General features: G+C 40.9%; 22 protein-coding genes. 13 read left to right on the top strand and 9 right to left on the bottom strand.

What is annotated here, in order from left to right:
* The first annotated feature begins 118 nt into the window (after positions 1–118).
* Both AC3IRT_RS07080 and AC3IRT_RS07075 read left to right on the top strand, forming a co-directional pair.
* Complete coding sequence (locus AC3IRT_RS07080) at positions 119–1,285, top strand: pyridoxal phosphate-dependent aminotransferase (RefSeq protein ID WP_489395693.1); 1,167 nt, start codon at positions 119–121, stop codon at positions 1,283–1,285.
* Positions 1,286–1,301: 16 nt separating this feature from the next.
* Positions 1,302–2,153: a prephenate dehydrogenase gene (locus AC3IRT_RS07075; protein WP_489395692.1), complete on the top strand. Its 852-nt coding sequence runs from the start codon at positions 1,302–1,304 to the stop codon at positions 2,151–2,153.
* 116 nt (positions 2,154–2,269) lie between these two features.
* Here the strand turns inward: AC3IRT_RS07075 and rpmA are convergent, their stop codons facing one another.
* The 5 genes from rpmA to AC3IRT_RS07050 all read right to left on the bottom strand — a co-directional run bounded on the left by rpmA (position 2,270) and on the right by AC3IRT_RS07050 (position 4,947).
* Complete coding sequence (gene rpmA, locus AC3IRT_RS07070; protein ID WP_489395691.1) at positions 2,270–2,536, bottom strand: 50S ribosomal protein L27; 267 nt, start codon at positions 2,534–2,536, stop codon at positions 2,270–2,272.
* Positions 2,537–2,610: 74 nt separating this feature from the next.
* Positions 2,611–2,922 (bottom strand): 50S ribosomal protein L21, encoded by a 312-nt coding sequence (rplU, locus tag AC3IRT_RS07065; protein ID WP_066751363.1) that lies wholly within the window; start codon positions 2,920–2,922, stop codon positions 2,611–2,613.
* 99 nt (positions 2,923–3,021) lie between these two features.
* Entirely contained in the window at positions 3,022–3,420 is a 399-nt protein-coding gene (locus AC3IRT_RS07060) for a hypothetical protein (protein ID WP_489395690.1), read from the bottom strand.
* 205 nt (positions 3,421–3,625) lie between these two features.
* Positions 3,626–4,354, bottom strand: coding sequence for a DUF3307 domain-containing protein (locus tag AC3IRT_RS07055; protein ID WP_489395689.1), 729 nt, complete (start codon positions 4,352–4,354; stop codon positions 3,626–3,628).
* A complete protein-coding gene (locus AC3IRT_RS07050) occupies positions 4,351–4,947 on the bottom strand; it encodes a hypothetical protein (RefSeq protein ID WP_489395688.1) in 597 nt (198 codons plus the stop codon). Before AC3IRT_RS07050 ends, AC3IRT_RS07055 begins: the two co-directional genes overlap by 4 nt.
* A gap of 238 nt (positions 4,948–5,185) precedes the next feature.
* Here AC3IRT_RS07050 and AC3IRT_RS07045 point away from each other — a divergent pair, with 238 nt between their 5' ends.
* Both AC3IRT_RS07045 and AC3IRT_RS07040 read left to right on the top strand, forming a co-directional pair.
* Entirely contained in the window at positions 5,186–6,061 is an 876-nt protein-coding gene (locus tag AC3IRT_RS07045; protein WP_489395687.1) for a PPK2 family polyphosphate kinase, read from the top strand.
* Positions 6,062–6,134: 73 nt separating this feature from the next.
* A complete protein-coding gene (locus AC3IRT_RS07040; RefSeq protein ID WP_489395686.1) occupies positions 6,135–6,515 on the top strand; it encodes a hypothetical protein in 381 nt (126 codons plus the stop codon).
* Positions 6,516–6,531: 16 nt separating this feature from the next.
* On the opposite strand, the gene AC3IRT_RS07035 is transcribed toward AC3IRT_RS07040, so the two are convergent.
* Complete coding sequence (locus tag AC3IRT_RS07035) at positions 6,532–7,212, bottom strand: carboxylesterase family protein (protein ID WP_489395685.1); 681 nt, start codon at positions 7,210–7,212, stop codon at positions 6,532–6,534.
* A 106-nt stretch (positions 7,213–7,318) separates the two neighbouring features.
* On the opposite strand from AC3IRT_RS07035, the gene AC3IRT_RS07030 reads away from it, so the two are divergent.
* Together AC3IRT_RS07030 and AC3IRT_RS07025 are read left to right on the top strand one after the other, a co-directional pair.
* On the top strand, positions 7,319–8,551 hold the full coding sequence (locus AC3IRT_RS07030) for a metallophosphoesterase family protein (protein WP_489395684.1): 1,233 nt from the start codon (positions 7,319–7,321) through the stop codon (positions 8,549–8,551).
* A gap of 18 nt (positions 8,552–8,569) precedes the next feature.
* Positions 8,570–11,611, top strand: coding sequence for an SbcC/MukB-like Walker B domain-containing protein (locus tag AC3IRT_RS07025; protein ID WP_489395683.1), 3,042 nt, complete (start codon positions 8,570–8,572; stop codon positions 11,609–11,611).
* A 34-nt stretch (positions 11,612–11,645) separates the two neighbouring features.
* Here AC3IRT_RS07025 and AC3IRT_RS07020 read toward each other — a convergent pair whose 3' ends face one another.
* Positions 11,646–12,596 (bottom strand): polysaccharide deacetylase family protein, encoded by a 951-nt coding sequence (locus tag AC3IRT_RS07020; RefSeq protein WP_489395682.1) that lies wholly within the window; start codon positions 12,594–12,596, stop codon positions 11,646–11,648.
* 181 nt (positions 12,597–12,777) lie between these two features.
* Here AC3IRT_RS07020 and ychF point away from each other — a divergent pair, with 181 nt between their 5' ends.
* The 3 genes from ychF to AC3IRT_RS07005 all read left to right on the top strand — a co-directional run bounded on the left by ychF (position 12,778) and on the right by AC3IRT_RS07005 (position 15,242).
* Complete coding sequence (gene ychF / locus AC3IRT_RS07015) at positions 12,778–13,878, top strand: redox-regulated ATPase YchF (RefSeq protein WP_489395681.1); 1,101 nt, start codon at positions 12,778–12,780, stop codon at positions 13,876–13,878.
* A gap of 65 nt (positions 13,879–13,943) precedes the next feature.
* Positions 13,944–14,897: an acetyl-CoA carboxylase carboxyltransferase subunit alpha gene (locus tag AC3IRT_RS07010; protein ID WP_489395680.1), complete on the top strand. Its 954-nt coding sequence runs from the start codon at positions 13,944–13,946 to the stop codon at positions 14,895–14,897.
* Positions 14,898–14,948: 51 nt separating this feature from the next.
* Positions 14,949–15,242, top strand: a complete 294-nt coding sequence (locus tag AC3IRT_RS07005) for a hypothetical protein (protein WP_489395679.1) — start codon at positions 14,949–14,951, stop codon at positions 15,240–15,242.
* A 156-nt stretch (positions 15,243–15,398) separates the two neighbouring features.
* Here the strand turns inward: AC3IRT_RS07005 and AC3IRT_RS07000 are convergent, their stop codons facing one another.
* Positions 15,399–15,629, bottom strand: a complete 231-nt coding sequence (locus tag AC3IRT_RS07000; protein WP_489395678.1) for a hypothetical protein — start codon at positions 15,627–15,629, stop codon at positions 15,399–15,401.
* A 122-nt stretch (positions 15,630–15,751) separates the two neighbouring features.
* On the opposite strand from AC3IRT_RS07000, the gene AC3IRT_RS06995 reads away from it, so the two are divergent.
* Positions 15,752–16,402, top strand: a complete 651-nt coding sequence (locus AC3IRT_RS06995; protein ID WP_489395677.1) for a hypothetical protein — start codon at positions 15,752–15,754, stop codon at positions 16,400–16,402.
* 21 nt (positions 16,403–16,423) lie between these two features.
* Here AC3IRT_RS06995 and AC3IRT_RS06990 read toward each other — a convergent pair whose 3' ends face one another.
* On the bottom strand, positions 16,424–17,941 hold the full coding sequence (locus AC3IRT_RS06990) for a GH3 family acyl-acid amido synthetase (RefSeq protein ID WP_489395676.1): 1,518 nt from the start codon (positions 17,939–17,941) through the stop codon (positions 16,424–16,426).
* Positions 17,942–18,124: 183 nt separating this feature from the next.
* On the opposite strand from AC3IRT_RS06990, the gene AC3IRT_RS06985 reads away from it, so the two are divergent.
* From AC3IRT_RS06985 to AC3IRT_RS06975, 3 genes are read left to right on the top strand one after another with little or no spacing between them, the layout of a single operon-like run.
* Complete coding sequence (locus AC3IRT_RS06985; RefSeq protein ID WP_489395675.1) at positions 18,125–19,606, top strand: DUF5687 family protein; 1,482 nt, start codon at positions 18,125–18,127, stop codon at positions 19,604–19,606.
* A 13-nt stretch (positions 19,607–19,619) separates the two neighbouring features.
* A complete protein-coding gene (locus AC3IRT_RS06980; RefSeq protein ID WP_489395674.1) occupies positions 19,620–20,315 on the top strand; it encodes an ABC transporter ATP-binding protein in 696 nt (231 codons plus the stop codon).
* A gap of 14 nt (positions 20,316–20,329) precedes the next feature.
* A complete protein-coding gene (locus tag AC3IRT_RS06975; protein ID WP_489395673.1) occupies positions 20,330–23,674 on the top strand; it encodes a DEAD/DEAH box helicase in 3,345 nt (1,114 codons plus the stop codon).
* Positions 23,675–23,783 lie beyond the last annotated feature (109 nt).

Here is a 23,783-nt window from a genome sequence, read left to right as displayed (position 1 = left end):
CAAATAACAACTAAATCTTCTGTGCAAGCAATTGTAAAGCTGTCATTAGATTAACGTAAAAAATTAATACATTCGTGCTTCAAGCATAAATATAGAAAGACATTATTATATCAATCAAATGCAGATAGCCGTAGCAAAACGCCTTGAACAGACGCAAGAATACTACTTTTCGAAAAAACTTCGCGAAATAGATGCGCTAAACAAGGCGGGCAAAAACATCATCAACCTGGCAATAGGAAGTCCAGATCTACCACCACACCCAACTGTTGTAGAAGAATTAGTTAAACATGCATCTTCAGACAGCGTACATGGCTATCAAAGTTATAAAGGCAGTCCTATTTTGCGAGAGGCTATTGCAAACTGGTATCAAAAATATTATCAGGTAAATTTAGATGCTGCCACCGAAGTACTGCCATTGATGGGATCGAAAGAAGGCATCATGCATATTTGCATGACGTATTTACAAGCTGGAGATAAGGTCTTGATTCCAAATCCTGGTTACCCCACTTACGCTTCGGCTGTGCGACTTAGCGAAGCTACTGCTGTGCCGTATACTTTATCGGAAACCAACAATTGGTTGCCCGATTTGCAAGCCTTGGAAGCAAATGGTTTGCAAGGAGTGAAAATGATGTGGATCAATTATCCGCATATGCCTACTGGTGCTAAAGCCACTACGACATTTTTCAAAGACATTATTGCTTTTGGCAAAAAGCACAACATTTTGATCTGCCACGATAATCCGTATAGCTTTATACTCAATGAAGAACCCATGAGCATCATGAGCGTGGACGGTGCAATGGATGTGGCAATTGAGCTTAATTCCTTAAGCAAATCAGTAAACATGGCCGGATGGCGTGTCGGTATGATGGTAGCAAAAGCTGATAGAATTGACGAAATTTTACGTTTCAAATCTAATATGGATTCGGGAATGTTTTTCCCGGTACAAGCTGCTGCTGCCAAAGCATTATCATTGGATCAATCGTGGTATGATGAACTGAATACTGTATATCGAAAACGCCGCGAAAAGGTATTTAAAATTATGGATTTACTGGGATGTAGCTACCAGAACGATCAAGTTGGCTTGTTTGTTTGGGCTAAAGTATCGGATCATAATATTGATTCTTACAAATTAACAGACAGCATTTTATATAATGCTAATGTATTCATTACTCCTGGTGGCATATTCGGCGAAGCCGGATCAAAATACGTCCGGATCAGTCTATGTGCAACAGAAGAAACCTTCGACCGAGCGATCGAAAGAATAAAGGTCTTTATCTACAAATAGCTAATAAAATAGTAGCATGCAAAATAATATGAACATCGCGATCATTGGAGTCGGTTTGATTGGTGGGTCAATGGCGATGAGACTTCGAGAAACTCATTTTGCCACACGCATCTTTGGTGTTGATAAAAGCGAGAGCAACCAGAAAAAGGCTCTGCAGCTCGGGTTAGTTGACGAGATGGTTGACTTGGAAACTGCCATAGCAAAATGCAAAGTACTCGTCTTGACGGTACCAGTTGATGCTATTATGCAACTTGCACCTTATATTCTGGACAGAATCGAGCAGCACGTGGTGATCGACATGGGATCTACTAAGATCAATATCCTACAACACATAGAACAACATCCTAATCGTGGCCGTTATATCGCGGCTCACCCGATGGCTGGAACAGAATATTCTGGCCCTGAAGCAGCCATTCGCGATTTGTTTAGAGATAAAGTAATGGTTTATGTAGAAGCATTTAAAACTGATGAGGATGCGTTTGATATCGCTGAAAGTATTAGTGAACAATTGGAAATGCGATCCGTATTTATGAATGCAGAAGAGCATGATATGCACACGGCTTATGTATCGCATATCTCACACATCACCTCTTTTGCTTTGGCATTAACCGTGTTACAAAAAGAAAAATCACAAGGCAGAATCTTTGAATTAGCCGGATCAGGCTTTGAATCAACCGTACGTTTGGCTAAGTCATCTCCGGATATGTGGACGCCCATTTTAAAGCAAAACCGAGAAAACGTCTTAGAGGTTTTAGAAGAGCACATCAAGCAGTTGCAAAAGATTTATAATAATCTGGAGGAGGAAGATTATGAGTCCTTATATAAGCTTATTAAACGATCAAATAAGATCAAACGTATTATACGGTAAGCTGTCGTAATTCTCATGTCCTTGCGAATCCGAGGCACGAGGCTGAAGCGATCTAAAAAAAACAAAAAAGCCTTTGAACAAATTGTTCAAAGGCTTTTTTATGAAATAAGGTATCCTTAGTTCTGCTCAGCAGCAGGAACTACAGAAACGTATGATTTATCATTCGCTTTTTTGCGGAAAACAACTGTTCCAGGAATTAAAGCGTACAATGTATGATCTTTACCGATACCTACGTTAGCATCAGGGTTGTGTTTTGTACCACGCTGACGAACGATGATATTACCAGCGATTGCTTGTTGACCACCAAATATTTTAATACCTAGTCTCTTGCTGTGTGACTCACGGCCGTTCTTGGAACTACCCGCACCTTTTTTGTGTGCCATTTTATTATCTTAATTTATGACTTTAAGTCAGATTAAAAATTCAATTATTATCAAAGTCTTTCCGACTTCTCTCCTTACAAACTAATACCAGTGATCTGGATTTTAGTGAAACTTTGACGGTGACCGTTTTTCTTTTTGTAGCCTTTACGACGTTTTTTCTTGAAAACGATTACTTTATCACCTTTCAAATGAGACAAAATCGTAGCTGAAACTTTAGCACCTGAAATACTAGGTGTACCTACAGTGAATTTACCACCGTCTTCTGCTAACAATATGTTGTCAAATTCAATACTAGCGCCTTCATCTCCCTGCAAACGGTGCACGAAAAGATATTGGTCTTTTGCAACCTTGAATTGCTGTCCTGCTATATTTACTATTGCGTACATTGTTATTTAATTAATTTGTTAATTGTATTTATTGATCGGCAAAGATAAAAATTACGATCTACAAATACAAGCAAATTATTAGAGGAAAATTCAGTGATTTTAGCGTCCTAATAAAGCTAGCTCACGATCTGTATACATTTTAGCACCGTCTAAGTAATCAAAGATTAATTGCTTGGCTTGCTTATCCGACATTTTATGCAAATTATTCATCACAAATGTCTTGTCGTTTTCGACTTCACTATGGTAACCTAAATATTTTGGCGAGTAATATTGAATACAAAGGCGAATAAATCGTAGCTCCACTTCTTGGGGATTTGCTTCTATCAGATCTTCCAACATGCTCTTTGCATTTTTGAAATAGCTCATTTTCTTGATAGGATTTGCGGTATGCTTGGCCATAAACATGTGAAATGCAGCCTCGTAACCTTTCTCAACCGGTGTCTTTGCCGTCTCTTGTAAGTGTTCGTGGTATTTTTCACAGAGCTCTTTATTCTTCACGCCTTGGTTGAAATTTTTTCTGGCACCGTTTAAATCAGCCTTTTGTGCATGGCACAAACACACTTGTGATAGTAGGAAGCAAATAAGATATATACGCATAATTAGTTTATTTTGACACTTATCTGATGGAAGTTACAAAAAACAGACCAACTATTTCAAAAACAAATGTTTAACCTACTAAAATTGATACGTTGACACATACCCATTACAACCAATTTTCGCGCGTATACTTCAGCAAAACACCCAACAGCAGCGCTATTGTAAAACTTAAGAAGGTACCGAGTAAGATATATTCTGTGAATTTTGTGTTCTTGGCATTAGTTAAATCGCCAAAACGAAAGATAGATTTGGCTGCAAGCAGAAATCCTATTCCCGGCAAAAAATTTAGTTGAATAAAAATGACAACCATTAATCGTTCTAAAACACCAATCACCAAACCAGCATCTAGCAATGTATCCATTTTCTTTCCAGTAAACGCTTGCTCTGTATCCCATCTGCTAAAAAATACCCGCATGATTATCGGTGTTACAAATATCAAGACAAGTAAAGTCAGTATGTATAGCAAATTGGTTGGCGACCATAATACCAGCTGTTGAAAATAATCAGGATAGTAAAAAATTATGACTAAGGCAATCATGAGCAAATGCAACATTTGATCAACAGCAAACGCTCTAAATGGCTTGGCAGGCCACCTATCCTCATACCAAATCTTCAAGCTATCGATCGCTAGATGCGTCGCCACAATAAATATGATTCCTTGCCAATGATTCAGTAATGTCTGCGAAAAGATGATTATGAGCGCGAGCGCATGTATAGCAACATGTAACAACAAATACTTGATGTGCACCTTTCTTTTCTCGACCAAAGATTTTGGCTGCAATACAAAATCCCCCAATACATGCGCTAGCAAAAATTGAAGTAGTAGGACTATCATGGTTTCATCAGTTGTTCTGTACAATAATTTACGCTTTCCTGAATTTTTGCAAAGCCTGCTTTCGTGAGCTCCGTACTTAGCTGACTTTGATATTTACGGTTTAATAGTTGGGCAAGTTGTACTTGGTTCTTTTCTGGATTTTCTATGGCTGCCACAAATGATTCCGCCATATTAACGGTCCATCGACCCATAATTTCCGTACATAAGCCCATCAGAATATTGATGATTCTATCCTTTTCGGGCCAAGGACTACTCATCTTAAAAAGATCTCGACGCAGATCGTCGAATGCTTCTCCAGATCGGATATAGGCTTCGCCTGTTGATTCTCTGACTGTGTTGGCGGCTTGATTAACTTCACCAATGCCCAATCCGATACGCACGCGTATACCATCTATAGTTTGTAACCTAGCCATCAATACGACAGCACATACGATTGCTTTCTCCATCGGCATTATTGCCTGAAAGCTATCACCACGATAAATGTCGTAATTTTCTGAGTATATAGATAGTACTAATCGTAGTTGTTCACTCCACAGCTGCCCATCGACCATTCGCGAATTGACAATATCCCCTGTTAGTATGGCATGTTTCATAGCAGTATGTATTGAAATCAAATATAATGAAAATCACTGATCAAAATATCATCAATATTAGTGATATTTTGATTTATCATCAATATTAGTGATATTTTGATTTATTATCAATATTAGTGATAAATTAGGTAATGATAAATAAGAGTGAACATTTGTTCACAAGAGACAAAACCTAACCAAAAAACCATTACCTCATTCAATTGTTAACTATAATGTAAAAAACGCAACACACAAACACATGAGTCTATACAATAATAAATACCAAGCCAAGAACGACTTTTTGATTACCGAAGCACCAACCAATATAAAACCAAAAATCAAAAAGAAAGAAGCGAAGTCTCGTTTGAAGAAAATCCGAAAAGAATTAGCTCATCTACAAGATGTGATGTACGCACACGACCGATACAGTGTATTGATCTGTATACAGGGAATGGACACTTCTGGAAAAGATTCGTTGATTCGAAGAGTTTTCGAAAAATTTAATGCGCGTGGTGTGATCGTACACAGCTTCAAAGTGCCTACATCTCAAGAGTATCAACACGATTATCTGTGGCGCCATTATATCGCCCTACCAGGACGAGGCAAATTCAGTGTATTTAATCGCACACATTACGAGAATGTATTGGTATCGCGCGTACATCAGCACAATTTAGCAGATGAGCACCTGCCTGATGTGGTAGACACAGACCATTTGCCAACTGACTTCTGGTCCAAACGTTTCGAACAGATCAACAACTTCGAAAAGCATTTGGTAGAAAATGGCACCATCATCTTTAAGTATTTCTTACACATCAGTAAGGATGAACAAAAGAACCGCATCTTAAGAAGATTGAATAATGAGGATAAAAACTGGAAGTTTTCACCAAGCGACCTTTCCGAACGAAAGAAATGGGATGAATACATGCAGTATTATGAAGACGCTATCAGAAATACAAGTACAGATAGTGCGCCTTGGTATATCGTTCCATCCGACAACAAATGGGTAGCTCGTTACGTAGTAGCCCAAATTCTGTTAGAAATACTATCGGAACGTAAAGACATCAAATATCCTGAATTACCGGAAAAGATCATGAACAATATCAAATCGTACAAAAAAGAACTAGAAAACGAATAAGCACAAAAGTATATCTTTATAGTGCTGATCTGGAATATTTTACTAAATTTACAGTAATAATAAACCTATCATTATGCAGACAAAAACAGAGTTCCTCATCTGGGACAAGATTGTATGCAGCGCTAAGAAGAGATTTGACAACACCGTATATGTCAATAAATTAAGCGGAATAGATCCAGAGGTCTATGATAAACTGGTGCTACATATTATATTAGGATTCGCTTGCGGAGAGGATCACAGCAGCATATCAACCAACTTGCACAACGAGCTGGAGCATATTGGTGTGCAAGTGCGAGAAGATTCGTTGGACAAGGCGCTTGCCGATAAACACGAAGTATTTAACAGCGAGATTTATGCCGCTTACATCGCATTCAGCATGCTCGAAAACGGAGCAAGCGAGCACGAAGTCTTGGGTTGTGTTACAGATCTTTTGGAAAATCCCGAAACGACCTAAACACAAAGTTTACATTTTATAACGCATAACCGAACATCCAATCGTAGATCGCATCTTGATGGAAAAGATTTTCTACGCTGCCATGTGTACCTCCGGGCACTACAGTTAGCCTAGCATCTGCTTCCGGATTGCACTTCTTAATGGCTTTATATATTTTTTGCGACTCGGAGAGCGGCACAACACGATCACTATTTCCGTGCTGAATCCATAATGGTACTTGTGTGAGTCCACAAGCAAGCGTCAATGTGCCACCACCACAAATGGCCACTGCTGCCGCAATTCTATCTGGATATTTACCGGCCACATCCATGGTACCGTATGCGCCCATGCTCATTCCACAAATATAAATACGATTGGGATCGCCACTATAGCTTTCCAGCACTTCGTCTACGATATTCATCACTTTATCAGCATCCCAACCATTCGAGGTCTGTGGAGCGACCACAATCGCGTCGATTGAACGCCCCTTTTCGATTGCTCGTAACACGCCATAACGCTTCACACGATTTATATCAGAACCAGACAAACTTCTTCCGTGTAAGAAAACTAGAATGGGCAATTTATTGGCTTTAAGATCGGTTTGAGATGGCGTGTTGACCCAATACGAATAACTACCTTTTTTATGAACAGCCTTGAGCTGAGCATGTGCTATGGAGATGGTGACAAAGAAGAACACCAGCAAATAGATAAAACGCATAAATACTGACTGTTGACGATTAATAACGATTTCGAAGATAGCAAAAATAGTCCGACAAAAATAAAATCAGTAATTTTAACGTCTTACACGGAAAGAAGCTTTAACTATGCGCATATTACACACAGCAGATTGGCATTTGGGCAAACGATTAGATTTCTTTTCCCGAATACAAGAACAGCAAGACGTTCTCAATGAAATCTGTGAAATAGCAGATCAAGAAGATGTAGATGTGGTATTGGTAGCTGGCGATCTATTTGACACATTCAGCCCTCCTGTAGATGCGATCGAATTACTATACGGCACACTAAAACGTTTGACGAATAACGGAAAACGTCCAGTAATTGCCATTGCTGGCAACCACGATTCTGCTGATAGAATTGATGCGCCTGATCCATTAGCACGTGCTTGCGGAATTCTATTTGTAGGTTATCCTAATGCGCAACTCAATACATCGGCCACGCCCCAAGGTTTTCGCATAACACATACCGATAAAGGTTTTATAGAATTGCTGCTTCCTCGTTTTAATTATCCATTGCGCATCATTGCTACGCCATATACCAATGAGCTTCGCTTGAAGCAATATCTCGGTGAAGGCGATGATCGTGATATCAAACTGCATGAAATATTAGCAACGCACTGGCAAAATCTTGCCGATACATATTGCGACACGCACGGCGTCAATCTACTGGTCACGCACTTATATATGATGAAGCGCGGTGGCGAAATGCTGGAAGAACCAGAAGGCGAAAAACCATTAAAAATTGGAAATGCAGACTTGATCTACACTGATGCAATTCCATCGCAGATCCAATATACGGCTTTAGGCCATCTACATCGTCATCATCAGCTCGGCACTGCATCGTCGCCAATTATATATTCTGGTAGTCCTCTCGCCTATTCATTCTCCGAAGCAGGGCAAGAAAAGAAAGTCATCATCGTCGATCTCGCCCCCGATGAAGCTACGCAATATACGCCACATCGCTTACATGGCGGACGCACGCTCGTACGCAAACGTTTTGAAGATATTGATATCGCAGTAGATTGGTTGCAAAGCAATCCAAATACCTTGGTAGAATTGACGATGGTGAGCGATACATTTATGACCTCAGCCGCGTTAAAAAGTTTGCAAGAAGCACACGATGGCATCATTCATATCATACCCATCGTGCAAAATCGCACCAACCCGCTTGCGACAGAAAAGCCCATAGCCGACTTGGAGAAGGATGTAAAATCACTTTTTATTGATTATTTTCAAAGTCGCTACGGTCAACAGCCCAATGAGGAATTACTGTCTCTATTTGAAGAAATCAATGGTGAACTAGACACGTCAGAATCTTAACAACCCAAAATTGCTTACATGTTACCTATATATTTAAGTGTTGAAGGATTTTATTCCTATCAAGAAAAGCAGGAAATCGATTTTACGGCTCTTACCGAAGGAGGTTTGTTTGGTATTTTTGGCAGTGTTGGATCTGGAAAATCCTCTATTCTCGAAGCGATTAGTCTCGCCCTATATGGCGATACCGAACGCTTAAACAAGACCGACAAGCGTGGCTACAACATGCTAAATCTCAAATCTACACAGGCAAAAATTGTATTTGATTTCCTTAATTTTGAGGGCAAAAAATTTCGATTTACCGCACAATGGCGACGTAGACCAAACAAATTTGAAGACACCAGCAGCATCGAACGTAGTGCTTATGTATTCGAAAAAGATCGTTGGATTCCGTTAGAATCTGCCGATGGTTCATTAGTCACCAATCTTTCCTACGCTAACTTCCGACGTACCATCATCATTCCGCAAGGTCAATTCAAAGAATTTTTGGAGCTGAAAGGCAAAGAACGTTCGGAGATGCTGAAAGAAATATTTCAACTTAATCGCTACGATCTAGGCCCAAAGGTTTCTACACTGCAAAGTGCGAATAGCCAGAAGCTCGAAAATTTGAGAGGTGCGCTATCCGGTTTTGAAGGCATATCCGCAGCAGTTCTGCAAGAGAAAGAACAGCAATTAAATACAAAAAAAGAGCAGCTCACAAAGTCTAAAACGGAGTTGGATCTGTTGCAAACGCAAGTTCAAATTTTAAAAGAAGCCGCAGAGCGCCACCAAGAATTGGCCAACAAAAAACAGGATCTGAGCACCTTACTGCAGCAAAAGGAAAAAATCGATCAATTGCGCCATGAATTGAAGATATTCGAACAAACGGCCAATCTGTTTCGTGAGCCCATCGCTGCGCGCCACCGTCTTGAAAGAGAAAAGGAAGCAGTAGGCGTACGTGTGGAGCAGCTTCATGAACAGCGTAAGTTGCTCTCGGAAGAGATCGACATACTGCAAGAAAATCTGCGTGTCGTGGAACTGAATTACAAACAGATCAATCGAATGCGTCAGGAACAAATCGACCTGCAAAACCTGATTCACATTCGTAAAAACGAAACGATACTACAGCAAGAGCAGGCCAATCTAAAGAAGGGAGAACCTTTTGTAGAAAAGTCAAAGCAAGAATTGGCAGACAACAATCAGTCACTAGTCGATGCAGAGCAAAAGTTAGAAGATCTAAAATCGAATAGATTTGAAGCTTCCGAACTCCTAGAAATCGAAGCTTGGTACTTAGGTAAAGACAATTTAGATAGTCAAATTCACTCGATTAATCTGCAAAAACAACAATTGCAAGACGAATTGGCAGCAATACAAACGCAATTTGAGAAAAAAGGGTTTACAAAAGCAGATTGGGAGCAAGAAATCAAAGCACAGGAAAATCTGTTACAAGAAGCTATATTGCAATTAAGAGAGCAAGAAACACATTTACAGGTTCAAGTGCGTTTGGGCGACTTTGCACACAGTTTGCAAAATGGTGAACCATGCCCTTTATGTGGTGCACTGGAGCATCCTGAGCCTATGTCTGGCGAGCAAGCCGGCAAGGAACTAGAAAATGTCTTAGCAGAAAAAACCAAACAGACAGCGCAGCAAGTAGCCATTCAACAACTTGCTAATGAGCTTACGCGATTAGCCAATACAACACTCAACAAAACAGAAAGTTTGGCAAAGGTGGAGCATGACCTTAGCGCCTTGCAGTCGCAAATGGCAAATCATAAAGAGACCTTCCGTTGGGATCTGTATTTACCAGAAGACAAATCCTTGTTTAGTGATCAAAAATTGAAAAACAAAAAAACCGAGGAAGCGATTCATAATCTAGAATCAGAAATAAAACAATTTCGCACCGTATCTACGCAGAAGGCGGATGAAGTAGAGAGATTTAAAAAAAGGCTACAAACCATTATCGAGCAGATTGCGGTAGCAAAACGACTTATCACACAATACACGGAACAGCTTCACACGCTAGACGATGCCTTGTATAAAAGCTACAGTGAATCGGATTTGATCAATCTCAAGCAGCAAACAGAGTTAAACATTGCGCGCACAATCGAAGATTATGAGTTGCTGACAGATCGTATCAATCAAAAAAAGAATGCCTTTGCAGATATTGCAGGCCAATACCAACTATCAAAAGAACAGTTTGGCACCTTGCGAGAAACACTGGCCGCCAGTCGGGCAGAGATCGCGCAATTACTTGCCAGCAACCAGTACGATGATCTAGCGCAGGTACAGCAAATTTTGGACAAGGATTTACCAATCTCTCAATTACGTGGCGAAATTCAGGAATTCGACATTCAGCAGCAGGTGTTACAGCGCCAAGTAGAAAACCTGACCATCCGTACGCAGCACGACGATTATACATTGGAAAAGTTTACAGCAACGCGCGATCGTTATGTTGCGCAGCATTCGGCTTACGAAGAAGAATTGTCGGCCTTTGGTGGCTTGGAACGCGAGTTAGGACATTTGACAGTAGAGTTTGCCAAGAAAGAAAAGCTCAATGAGCAGTTTGAAACATTAAGCAAACGAGCAGATCATCTCAAGATCATGGATAATTTATTTCGAGGTAATGGTTTTGTGAATTACATCTCCACCATCCACATGCAGCGTTTGTGTGAAATCGCCAATCATCGTTTTCACCGCTTGACGAAGAACCAACTCAGCCTAAGTGTGAGCGATACGAATGATTTTGAAGTGGTGGACAATCTGAATAATGGGCATCGGAGATCTGTCAAAACCCTGTCGGGTGGTCAAAGTTTCCAAGCATCACTTTGTCTAGCACTTGCATTAGCCGAAAATATCCAGTCGCTAAACAAATCCGACAAAAACTTCTTTTTCATCGATGAAGGATTCGGAACGCAGGATCACGAGAGTATCAATACCGTATTCGACACGTTACAATATTTACATCAGGAAAACCGGGTAGTCGGCATTATATCGCATGTCGAAGAGCTGAAAGAGCGTATGCCCCGATCGGTCACTGTGACCAAAGATTTTGAGCGCGGCAGTATTGTGAATCACAGCTTTTAGGCAAAAAAATATTGATTGCGCTTGCAACCAATATTTAATATTTCTTCGGATAGTCCGTCATGAATTCAAAGTTGTAATCCGGGTGTTGCTTCAAGCTATCAATAAGTACACCTAACTGCTTTTGTGCTTTCGGATGTTGAAACATATCGTCGTGCATCAATAAAACTACATTGTTCGGATACAAGCCCATATTCTTATCCAAGAATTTTTTCATGGCTTTATAAGTCATATCCACAGTTTGTTGCGATTCGCCGGTTTTCCCGTTCAAACGCCATTCTACATCCCATCCGAAAACCTGAAATCCATCTTCGTGTAACATCTCCGCAGTGGTACCACCATTTCGGCCATCCAACCGTTTTACATCACCAAACATCCAGATATTTCTACCGGGTAAACGCGCAACCTTATGCTTCAACCCCAAATCTTCTTGCGCACGCACGAAATCAGTAAAGGCTACTGTCGGATCAGCATAAAAAGTTTGATAGCGATGATTGGCATGTGTATAGCTATGGTTATAAGCTTCTACGAGCGGATTGTCTAAATATTTTTGCAAAGACCTGGTCAGCATCTTACTCATCTTGGCATGTTTACCAATAAGAAACACGCTGCTTTTCACGCCTTTGGCAGTCACAATCGAATCAATTGCTTGACTACCCAGTAACGGCCCATCGTCGAAAGTGAGATAGATATGCTTAGGTTTTTTCTTAAGCTCGCGATAAATAGAGTCTTTCAACATGTTACGCGCTACCTTTGGATCAATTTTATTGATCGAATCAAGCGGTGCAAAATACAACAAACCTTTCTTCAGTGAATCCAACTTATCCATCAGCAGACTGGCCGGCGTAAATGCAGCCTGATCTGGACTTACCGTATCGTAAGCCACCGATGTCAAGACTTTACTGGATGTAGAATTGCATGCGTTTGTTAGAAACGAACCGCCCCAAATGGCAACACCAAAAATCAAATACCTACTGCGCATAATCATAACACCAAGAAAAAACAGATCACCACCATTAGATGATCAAACATGTGATAATTTTAATCGCAAAAATACAAAAAAAGGATGACCGAAATATAATAATAAACAGCTATTTATCGGTTATAGACTAACAGCACCCAACAATCTCTTTCAAATTATTATCTTTGCACAAATTTTTAGGACTTTTATGGCATTACAATGTGGAATCGTCGGTTTACCAAACGTAGGTAAATCTACCTTATTTAACTGCTTATCAAATGCGAAGGCACAAGCTGCCAATTTCCCATTTTGTACGATAGAACCCAATGTGGGTGTAATTACCGTTCCGGATGATCGCTTGAAAACATTGACAGAATTAGTAAATCCGCAACGTGTCGTTCCCAATACGATTGAGATCGTAGACATTGCGGGTCTGGTAAAAGGTGCATCAAAGGGTGAAGGACTAGGCAATCAGTTTTTAGGAAATATTCGCACGACTAATGCCATCATCCATGTTCTTCGTTGTTTTGATGACGGCAATGTGATCCACGTGGATGGATCAGTCGACCCGATTCGTGACAAAGAAATTATCGACACCGAATTGCAGCTAAAAGATTTGGATACAGTGGTAAAACGTATCCAAAAAGTGGAAAAAATGGCGAAAACGGGTGGAGATAAAGACGCGAAGAAAACCTATGAAATTCTTTCCATCATCAAGACACACCTAGAATCTGGTAAATCGGCTCGTACTGCGCCTATACAAGAAGAGGATTTAGAATTCATCGATGAACTGTCGTTACTGACTAGCAAACCCGTATTGTATGTTTGTAATGTGGACGAAGCTTCTGTTAATACCGGCAATGCTTATGTAGAGCGTGTCAAAGAAGCCGTGAAAGATGAGAACGCTAGCGTTTTAGTAATCTCTGCGCAGATTGAGTCCGAAATTGCACAATTGGAAGATTACGAAGAGCGCCAAATGTTCTTAGACGATCTTGGGTTGACGGAGTCAGGTGTCAATAAATTGATCCGTGCAGCATACGATTTATTGGATTTGGCTACTTACTTTACAGCTGGTGTACAGGAAGTACGCGCTTGGACGATCGAAAAAGGGTATACAGCGCCGCAAGCTGCTGGTGTCATTCATACCGATTTCGAGAAAGGATTTATTCGTGCTGAGGTAATCAAATTCGCTGACTTCGTGAGCTTAGGTTCAGAAGCCGCCGTCAAAGAAGCAGGAAAACTTTCTGTAGAAGGCAAGACCTACGTGGTACAGGATGGTGATATCATGCACTTTCGTTTCAACGTATAACCCTCATTTATTACTAATCTAAAATCACTATCTTAGCTATTTGCCAAGCATAGTAAATAAATAATATGGAGACAACATTTGATTTTGAAAAGCCAATAGCAGATTTACAGACTCAAATTGAGAAAGTAAATCAGGTTGCCGAAAAGACGAAAGTGGACATGAGTGCTACTATTCGCGAGCTCGAAGAAAAGTTGGCACAAACTAAAATTGAGGTCTATCAGAACATGACCGGATGGCAAAAGGTCCAAATGTCTCGCCACCCAGGTCGTCCGCAGACATTTGATTATATAGAAATGATCAGTACCGATTTTGTGGAGCTCCACGGAGACCGTACGGTGCGTGATGATAAAGCTATTGTTGGTGGATTTGCCAAGATCAACGGTGAATCTGTCATGATTATTGGTCATCAAAAAGGTAAAAACACCAAAGAACGCCAATTTCGCAACTTTGGAATGGCTAACCCAGAAGGTTATCGCAAAGCTTTACGCTTGATGAAAATGGCGGAAAAATTTGGTAAACCAATTATTACACTAATCGATACGATGGGTGCTTATCCCGGTTTGGAAGCTGAAGAGCGCGGGCAAGGCGAAGCGATTGCACGTAACTTACTCGAAATGTCGGTACTGAAAGTTCCGGTAATCTGTATCGTGATTGGTGAAGGTGCTTCTGGTGGCGCATTAGGTATTGGTATTGGTGATCGTGTATACATGATGCAAAATACGTGGTATTCGGTTATATCACCAGAATCTTGTTCCTCTATTTTGTGGAGAAGCTGGGATCATAAAGAACAAGCGGCAGAAGTATTAAAATTAAGAGCAGAAGATATGTTGCAAAATGGCCTAATCGATGGTATTATCGAAGAGCCCGTTGGTGGAGCACATCAAGATCCCCTAGCAGCGGCAGAAGAGTTAAAATCAAAAATATCGAGTGATCTTGTTACGCTAAAAGCGAAAGATGTAGATACGTTGGTCAACGAACGGATCGACAAATTCAGTAATATGGGTGTTGTAGTTGAGTAAAACCTTTTTAACTTCCACTTGTTCTATAGTTAAGAAACAACAGAATATATTATGGACAAGTTGAAAAAGTTTGAGTTGATGGAAAAGATTTCCAGAGAGCTTGAGGATGTTAGACACAGTCAGCAAGCAGTTTTGGAAAAAATAGGTAAGATTGAAGTCGATAACATTGAACTCGGCGACAAAACAATCGAAGAAAAAATACCTGAAATCTATGAGCGTACTGCGCATAATGCAGAAGCCATTCAGGCCATCTTAGATTCATTCCAACAGAAAACGGAAGAGTTTGGTGATAAAAACAACATTGCGAAACTAAAAGAACAGCAGGAAATCAATAATTTGAAATAATATTAAATTAATCCTGTATAGAGAAAGTCCGATAGATCTATTCCGTCGGACTTTCTTTTTGCTCTGCAAAATGAGATCTGATGAGGGCCGTATAAAATTAAAGGCTATTTGCTTAGAGCAAATAGCCTTTAATTTTACCTAATGGTTTATTGAAACTTAATCTTCCTTCTCTTCAGGATCTACATTTCCATCAGCATTGCCAGCTAATGGTCCTTGTGGCGCATCCAATTCATCTTCATCTTGTGTCTCCTCGATATCAGGATCATCTTCTCTTTGAGTTCCTTCTACATCGTCTTTTTCAGGGGGAAAGTTCGTGTAATTTGCTTTTTCGTTTTCTGCTTTTCCACGTTCTTCCGCCTTCTTTTGCTTGTTATCGTTATCGTTCATAAGTATTTAGATTTAATGTATCTCTATGAATTACAACAGGGTTTTTTGTAAAAAGTTTTAGACAAAAGAGGCGTTTTGGAGTGGAATTTGCCCCGTATTGAAGAAGATATACAAAACGGAATATGATACGAACAGATACAGAGACCATTGACAAGGAGATTCCTAATGTAATACGCCATGAAGTGCTTACAGCACTTTCTCATTATCCAGAATTAAACAATACCCGAATTCGCTTTAAGTTTACAAGAGCCTTAAATGGATCCATCATGGCAGCCAGGCCGCAGGTGAGCACCTTGTTTGGCACGCGCAAAAACCGAACTTATGATGTATTAATGAGTCCGGTTTTTAAATTAAAGCACAGCATAGAACCGCTTCACCAAGTCGACCCAAACGTACTGATTGGATGGATCGGTCATGAGTTGGGTCATATCATGGACTACGAACAGAGAAGTACGATGGGAATCGCGCGATTCGGACTACTGTACTGGCTTTCCAAAACATACATTAGAAAGGCAGAGCGTGTAGCAGACACTTTCGCAGTACATCGAGGCATGGCTTCCTATATTTTGGCAACGAAGGAGTTTATTTTGGGTCATAGTGGATTATCTTCAGCGTATAAAGACAAGATTGCCCGCCTCTATTTATCTCCTGATGATATCGTTGCTTTGGTAGATGACTTGGAAGGAAGCAACCTTCGTGAGAAAGAGCTTATTTTGGAAGAGGAAACGAATATTGCAGAAACTATTGAGCAAGAAGAACAAAAGAGCCGGTAATACCGGCTCTTTATCGTACAATTACAGCTTTGCTAGATGCGCTTCGAAATCTTTAAACTCCTCTTCTTTCATCACCCGTGGAATCTTGGTTTGTCCGCCAAGCTTTTTAAAATTAGCACTCCAATCATGAAAATGTGCAACAGGCACGACCTGCACCTGAACATCGGAGAGTGACTGGTTACGCGCTACTTTATAGTTCTTATTACTATTGCTGAGTTCAGTATCCAAAAATGTGCTCAGATCTGTAGATTCAAAATCCCGATCAGCACCCAAATACCATTTCGAGACATATTTCCCTTCATCAGAAACTGTTGCTACCGTGAACTCCTGAATCTGAATATCAAACTTGTCCTGAACCTTTTGAATTGCTTGATTCATCTGATTAACCGACAATTGTTCGCCAACTACATTTAGAAAATGCTTGGTACGACCGCTAATCGTGATTTCACCAAGCTCCTTATTTGCCACCATCACCGTATCGCCAATCATATAACGCCACGTTCCCGCGACGGTAGAGATCAGGAGTACATACTCCTCCCCTTCCTGTACGTCTTTCAACGCTAAGACTTCCGCATCTTGCCGCACACGACCTTCTTCGTCCATATTTTCTGGTTTGAAAGGTACAAATTCGAAAAAGATGCCATTATCCACAATTAAAGACATGGCATTGGTATCTGGTCTTTTCTGCGTAGCCAAATAGCCTTCTGAAGCCAAATACGTGTCAATGTACGTCACGGGTTTGGAAAACAACTTTTCAAAGCTTTTGCGGTAAGGACCGAAAGCCACGCCACCCGTGGTATATACTTGCAGATTTGGCCAGATATCGTGAATGGTTTCCAACTTATTATAGCGAATGATTTCTTTGAGCATCAGTTCAGCCCAAGAAGGAATCCCGCTAATGGTACCGACATCCCACTTTGGAGCAGCTTTGGCAATACGTTTTACGCGTTGTTCCCAGGTATCGCTAGCGGCTATTTTTTTACCCGGCTTGTAGAATTTGCGAAACCACATCGGCAGGTTCGCTGCTGTGATACCACTAATCTCTCCCGCCAAAAATCCATGATGATCTTTCAGATTGGTGCTACTGCCCAGCATCATGATGTCTTTTTCAAACACTTCTGCCGGCATATCAAAATTTTTCATGCTGAGCACTTGTTGGATACCTGATCTACGAATGGCGTCTACCATATCGTCCGTGACCGGTATAGCCTTACTGTTACTCGTGGTACCACTACTTAGCGCGAAAAAACGCTGCCCTCCAGGCCAAGTGACATTCTCGTGCCCTTCTTCCAAAAAATGCCACCATTCTGCATACAACTTATCGTAATCAAAAATGGGTACTTGTTCTTGAAACATCCGGACTGGATCTTTAGACTGTAGTATTTCTTCAAATCCAAACTGTCTGCCAAACGCCGTTTGCTTTGCTCTAGATAATAAGTCTTTTAGCACCTCTAGTTGCGCCGCTTCTGGGCTGGTGTGTGACGTAATTAAACCGTTTACTTTTATTGCTCTCTTTATAATCTCTCCAATAATTGCCATGAGTATAGCGCTATTTATGTTCTGTAGATAAATGTATTTTCTCGAGAATTCCCGAGATTGTTCTTCCTATATATAACGTCAAATCATGATTATTGTTGACCTTTGTATCACAACAATTAGCTATTTTCTATATCTTAGAAGAGAAAATTATAGCTTTAGAGCGTTTACCATAAATAGTCTAATATGTTCGTAAAATTTCTGGCTTTGGAGTGGAAAAGTCTCTTCCGCTCTGCACATGTCGGACATAGCATCTCGATTAAAATCCTACTTGCTATTTTCGGTATACTGTTGGCCTCAGGCCTTTGGGCTATAGGGCACAACATATACGATATGCTGGACGAAAGCTCGGAAAGCCTATTCCCGATGCAGCAGGTAAACCGCTATTTGCTGTTTTATTTTGTTTCAGAATTGGGTGTACGTTTCTTTATGCAGCAACTACCCATGTTGAACGTGAAGCCCTTCCTTATTCAGCGGATTTCGCGGAGCACGCTCACGCATTATCTACTTACCAAAAGTCTATTTAGCTTCTATAATCTCTTAGCGCCATTATTATTTATTCCATTTGCCGTTGCCTGTTGGTCCGTCGGAGATTATGCTGGGATACAAATGCTGGGTTGGCTTATCGCAGTGCAAGGGACTTCCCTATCATTACATTTCTTCAATTTCTCCTTCCAGCATGCCTTATCGGCCAACTGGCGACTAGTGAGCATACTGATAACATTGGTTGCTTTGTTCCTATTACTGGATTATCTGAACGTAGTTGCTGTTGTAGACCAAGTTACTTCTTACTTCGAGTACGTATTGCTGCATCCGCTCTTGTGCTTGTTGCCAATGTTGTTAATTGCGGCAGCATATCTATGGATTTATCGCTCCTTGCGGCAGCGACTTTATCTGGAAGGTAATACGAATCAAAGCAAACGATCAATAGCTGCACCAGATTTACAGTGGATAGATCAGTTCGGGCGTTATGCACCGCTAATCCGTTTGGATGTTAAATTATTATGGCGGAATAAACGGACTAAAACTATGCTAACGACTGGCCTAATAGGTCTATTATATGGATTGATATTTTATCCCAATCAAAATGCAAATAGTCAAGATATGTTTGTATTTGTAGGGATCTTCATGACCGGGCTTTTCATGTTTAACTTTGGTCAATTTGTTCCAGCTTGGGATAGTTCTTATTATTCGCTGATCAATACGCAGCGTATTGACTTTAAAGATTATATCGGTGCCAAATCAATGTTGTTTTACGGCAGTATAATCCTGACCACGATGTTCACAATTCCTTATGTCTATTTTGGCACAGAGATTTTGATGATAAACATCGTGACCGCTATATATAATGTCGGCATCAATGTGCCGATCATTCTGTATTTTGGCACGTATAACAAGAAACGGGTAGATTTAGACAAGTCTCAATTTTTCAATTATCAGGGTATGGGCGCTACGCAATGGATTATCATGCTACCAGCAATGGTTATTCCAGTAATTCTTTGGTCGATTATCCATGCTTTTGCTAGTTTTGAAGTTACATGTGTACTTTTTGCGGCAGTAGGAATAATTGGATTATGTTTAAGAAATGTTTTTTTAAGAAGGATCGCCAGACGATATCAAGTGCGTAAATACGCTATTTTAGAAGGTTTTAAACAGATAAGTGAGTAATATGACACAGCGCATGATTGACATTATTGACATAAGCAAAACATACAACGGTCAGACGGTTTTACAAATCCCGACTTTACAAATCCACCAAGGAGATTGTATAGGTTTGGTGGGCAATAATGGCGCTGGAAAAACTACGTTGTTCAGCATTCTGCTGGATCTTATTCCGGCTTCCTCAGGTAGCGTACTTCATCAGGGATTAGCCGTGTCGGATTCTGACGAATGGAAAAATTGGACCAGCGCAGATCTGGATGAGAGTTTCTTGATTGGCTATCTTACGCCTGAAGAATTTTTATATTTTATTGCCGAATTACGACAGGTAGAGCGTGTTCAGGTGAACCAGCTATTGGAGCAATATCAAGATTTTTTCAACGGCGAGGTTCTGAATCGGGGCACCTATATTCGCGATTTATCCAAAGGAAATCAAAAGAAAATTGGCATTATCTCGACACTTATTGGCGATCCTCAGGTCATTATCTGGGACGAACCTTTTGCTAATCTGGATCCGAGTACACAAATACGACTAAAACATATCATTAAAGATCTAACTGCTACAGGTGACAAGACTATGCTAATATCCAGTCATGACTTGTCTCACACGGTTGACGTATCCAGCAGAATTATTGCACTGGAACGCGGTAGAATTGTGAAAGATATGGCCAAATCGGAAGAGACATTGCCAGAGCTAGAACAGTTTTTCACGATTTAAGGTATTTTTACAGCGTGAGATTATCAGACGGCACGTACCAATTGCAAGCAATTTCGTTCGATGAACTGAGCGAATTAATGCTGCTACAGCATTATCCCACACCCGATACGGCATTCGCAAAAACAGCGATGTATCAATTGCGCGTTTCAGACATCCGGCTCAACTATGTAGAGTTTATCGCTGCGCAAGATCTGGGGCAAGATCTCAGAATTCGCGTAGGACAAAGTGCTACGGGTATTCGTGTGCGCAGCTCTGCACAGGATTGCGATCAGAGTAGTCTGTCCAAATACGAGTATTTAGCGATTTTCGCTGTTTCTCATATTACGGCATATCGTGTGTTCTTTGCAACAATGTCGAGGCGCGAAATAATGGTGCCATACGCTAAGCCTTATGGCCTCGAGTCAGAATCTGATCTAGATTTGTATTTTGATTTGGTTTATGATAAGGGATCTATCCGCGTACTACCAGCCAATGAAGCCATCCTTGATTTGCAGGATGAAAATGCGGGTGGAATTCCCCTGCCAGCAATTATTGATCGGGAAATAGGTGCCGATACCGCAAAACAAAATATCCTTGTGCTGGGATTACATAAGTTTTATTCACAATTGCGCTTTGACTTGTTAAGCGTAAGTAAGACGCAATCAGGCAAACCCAAGGCGCCTTTTCAATTTCTTGATGCACAAAGTATGTTATGGAAAGAGCAGAGTGCTTCGGCAGTCAAATTTTACTCCGCTTTAGGCACTTTTGTCAACGCATACGAAGAAAGAGATGAAGAGCAAGATCTGGCAGCGTTAATCGCCATACAACGTAATCCCCTATCGCTTCCCGTTTATATTCATGATCGCGCAATTTCTGACAACATAACGGCCAAAAGCATCCAACCGATTAGTTTGGAAATGTTGCAAGCAACGATTGTGCTTAGGGTATTCAAACGGCAACCATTTTACGAACTCAAGGCTACATTACGTTGGCATGAACAGGAGTTGCCAATTAAAACACTTCGGATTAAGCATCGCTATTTCCTACATAAAGATCAAGTCTTTTCGCTGATTGACAATGTGCATATGCTACGCCTGATCGAATATTTTCGCAAGCGCCCAGAGATATTATTGATTCACGAGTCAAAGTACGATGATTTTGAAAAAATCATTTTAGAGCCCTTAGAAGATGCAATTGAGGTCCAATACGCCACCATCCGTGCGGCCACAAAAGAAGAAAAGCAGATCATACAAGAAGATACCCAGAAGATTATCTACCTGGCACAGCGCGGCAGTTTTGTATATCTAACGCCCGTGGTACGCTATGGAGCGATGGAGATTCCTTTGGTGACAAAAAAACAAATCAAAGGATTGGATGCCAATGGCAATGTGTATCTCGTGCAGCGAAATGAAGACTTGGAGAGCAGTTTTAAAGCACTTTTAGCTGCGCAGCATCCGCATTTTGCGGAACAATGGCACGAACGTGATTTCTTCTACCTGCACCACGAAGCATTTGTAGCAAATGATTGGTTTTTGCCCATTTTTGAGCGTCTGCGCCAAGAAGGTATTCGCATTCTAGGTGCTCAAAACCTAAAACTGGACAAGGTCAATATCCATACGGCAAAAGTCGACATCAAAATACTCAGCGGCACCGATTGGTTCAACGCCAAAATTACAGCAACTTATGGCAATCAACAGGCATCGGTAAAGCAATTATACCGAGCCATTCGCAATAAGAATCGCTATGTAACTTTAGACGATGGCACGCGTGGTATTCTACCAAAAGAATGGATCGATAAATTAATTAACTTTTTTGCGCTGGGGACTGTGCAGGAGGAGCACTTGGATATCCCTAAAACCCGCTTTGCTCAATTGCATGATTTAGATGACGAAGTCGAATTGTCACCCGAAACCAGACGAGAAATCAATCTTTACATTCAGCGACTTCACAATCAGAAAGCGTTTCCGGAAATAGAAGTGCATGAGGCACTACAAGCCAAGCTCCGTACCTACCAGATCCAAGGTTTGGCTTGGTTGTCTGCTTTGGATAATTTCAATTTTGGCGGTTGCTTGGCAGATGATATGGGTTTGGGCAAAACGCTGCAAATAATAGCATTGCTACTATCGCAACGCAGTCAAACAGATCAGAAGCGCACGGCACTAGTAATCGTCCCGACGTCGCTCCTCTTCAATTGGGAAAACGAAATTCAAACGTATGCACCTTCCCTTTCCACGCATATGCTGTATGGCAAAGGAAGAGATCTTCCGCTGGCCGAGTGGCCAGACTTTGATGTGTTGATTACTACTTATGGTGTCATGGTTTCGGATATTACCCGCATCAAAAAATTCTCATTCGACAGCATCATCTTAGACGAATCGCAAGCGATTAAAAACCCTTCATCGATACGCTACAAATCTGCCATCCAATTAAAAAGCCGCAATCGTTTTGTATTGACAGGTACTCCAATAGAAAACAGCACATATGATTTGTACGGTCAGCTTTCCTGTGCGTGTCCTGGTTTGCTCGGCAATATGACTTATTTCAGAGATACCTATTCTACGCCAATTGATCGTTTTGACGATCATCAACGCGCAGCAGAATTACAGAAATATACTGCTCCGTTTATCTTACGGCGTACTAAAAAGCAAGTGGCTACTGAGTTACCGGAGAAAACGGAGATGATTGTCTATTGTGAATTAGGTGAAAAACAACGCACCATTTATGATACCTACGAAGCGGAGCTACGGAATTATGTAGCACAGTACGATGAGGATGAATTAGAAAGAAATAGTATGAATGTGCTGGCCGGACTGACGCGTTTGCGACAGATAGCCAATGCGCCTGCCTTACTAAAAGAGGGTTACGAAGAAGCTATTTCTGCTAAGATTGATGCGATGTTGGAACAATTAGATAGTATTATTTCGCAACATAAAGTCGTCATTTTCTCTCAGTTCGTGGGGATGCTGAACTTGATCCGCACTCACTTAGATGATCGTGCCCTTGCGTATTCGTATCTCACCGGAAAAACGGTTGATCGGGCGAATGAAGTGGAGCAGTTTCAAAATAGCGATGATCGGCGCGTATTTTTAGTCAGCCTCAAAGCAGGCGGTGTGGGCTTAAACTTAACGGCGGCAGATTATGTCTTTTTGATGGATCCGTGGTGGAATCCAGCGGTTGAAAACCAAGCAATCGATCGCAGCTATCGGATCGGACAAGAGAAACATGTCATGGCAATACGCTTTATCGCACTAGATACGGTAGAGCAAAAGATGATGAAGCTGCAGCAAAAAAAGCGCGACCTCGCCGGCGTATTGATTTCATCCAATGCTTCGAAATCTCTAAAAATGGGTAAAGATGACTTGTTAAGCCTGATTAGATAAGCATTAGTTTTTTTGCAGATATTCCTGAAACTAATCTTAGGATACGCAAATCGTAAAAACTAAAAACTACCGAGCGATAGGTCTGTTATACGGTTGTAATTTATCATAA

The sequence above is a fragment of the Sphingobacterium sp. KH_072 genome (assembly GCF_057837975.1).
Note: the sequence above shows the minus strand (reverse complement) of the source record. Positions and strands in the feature narration are given on the sequence as shown.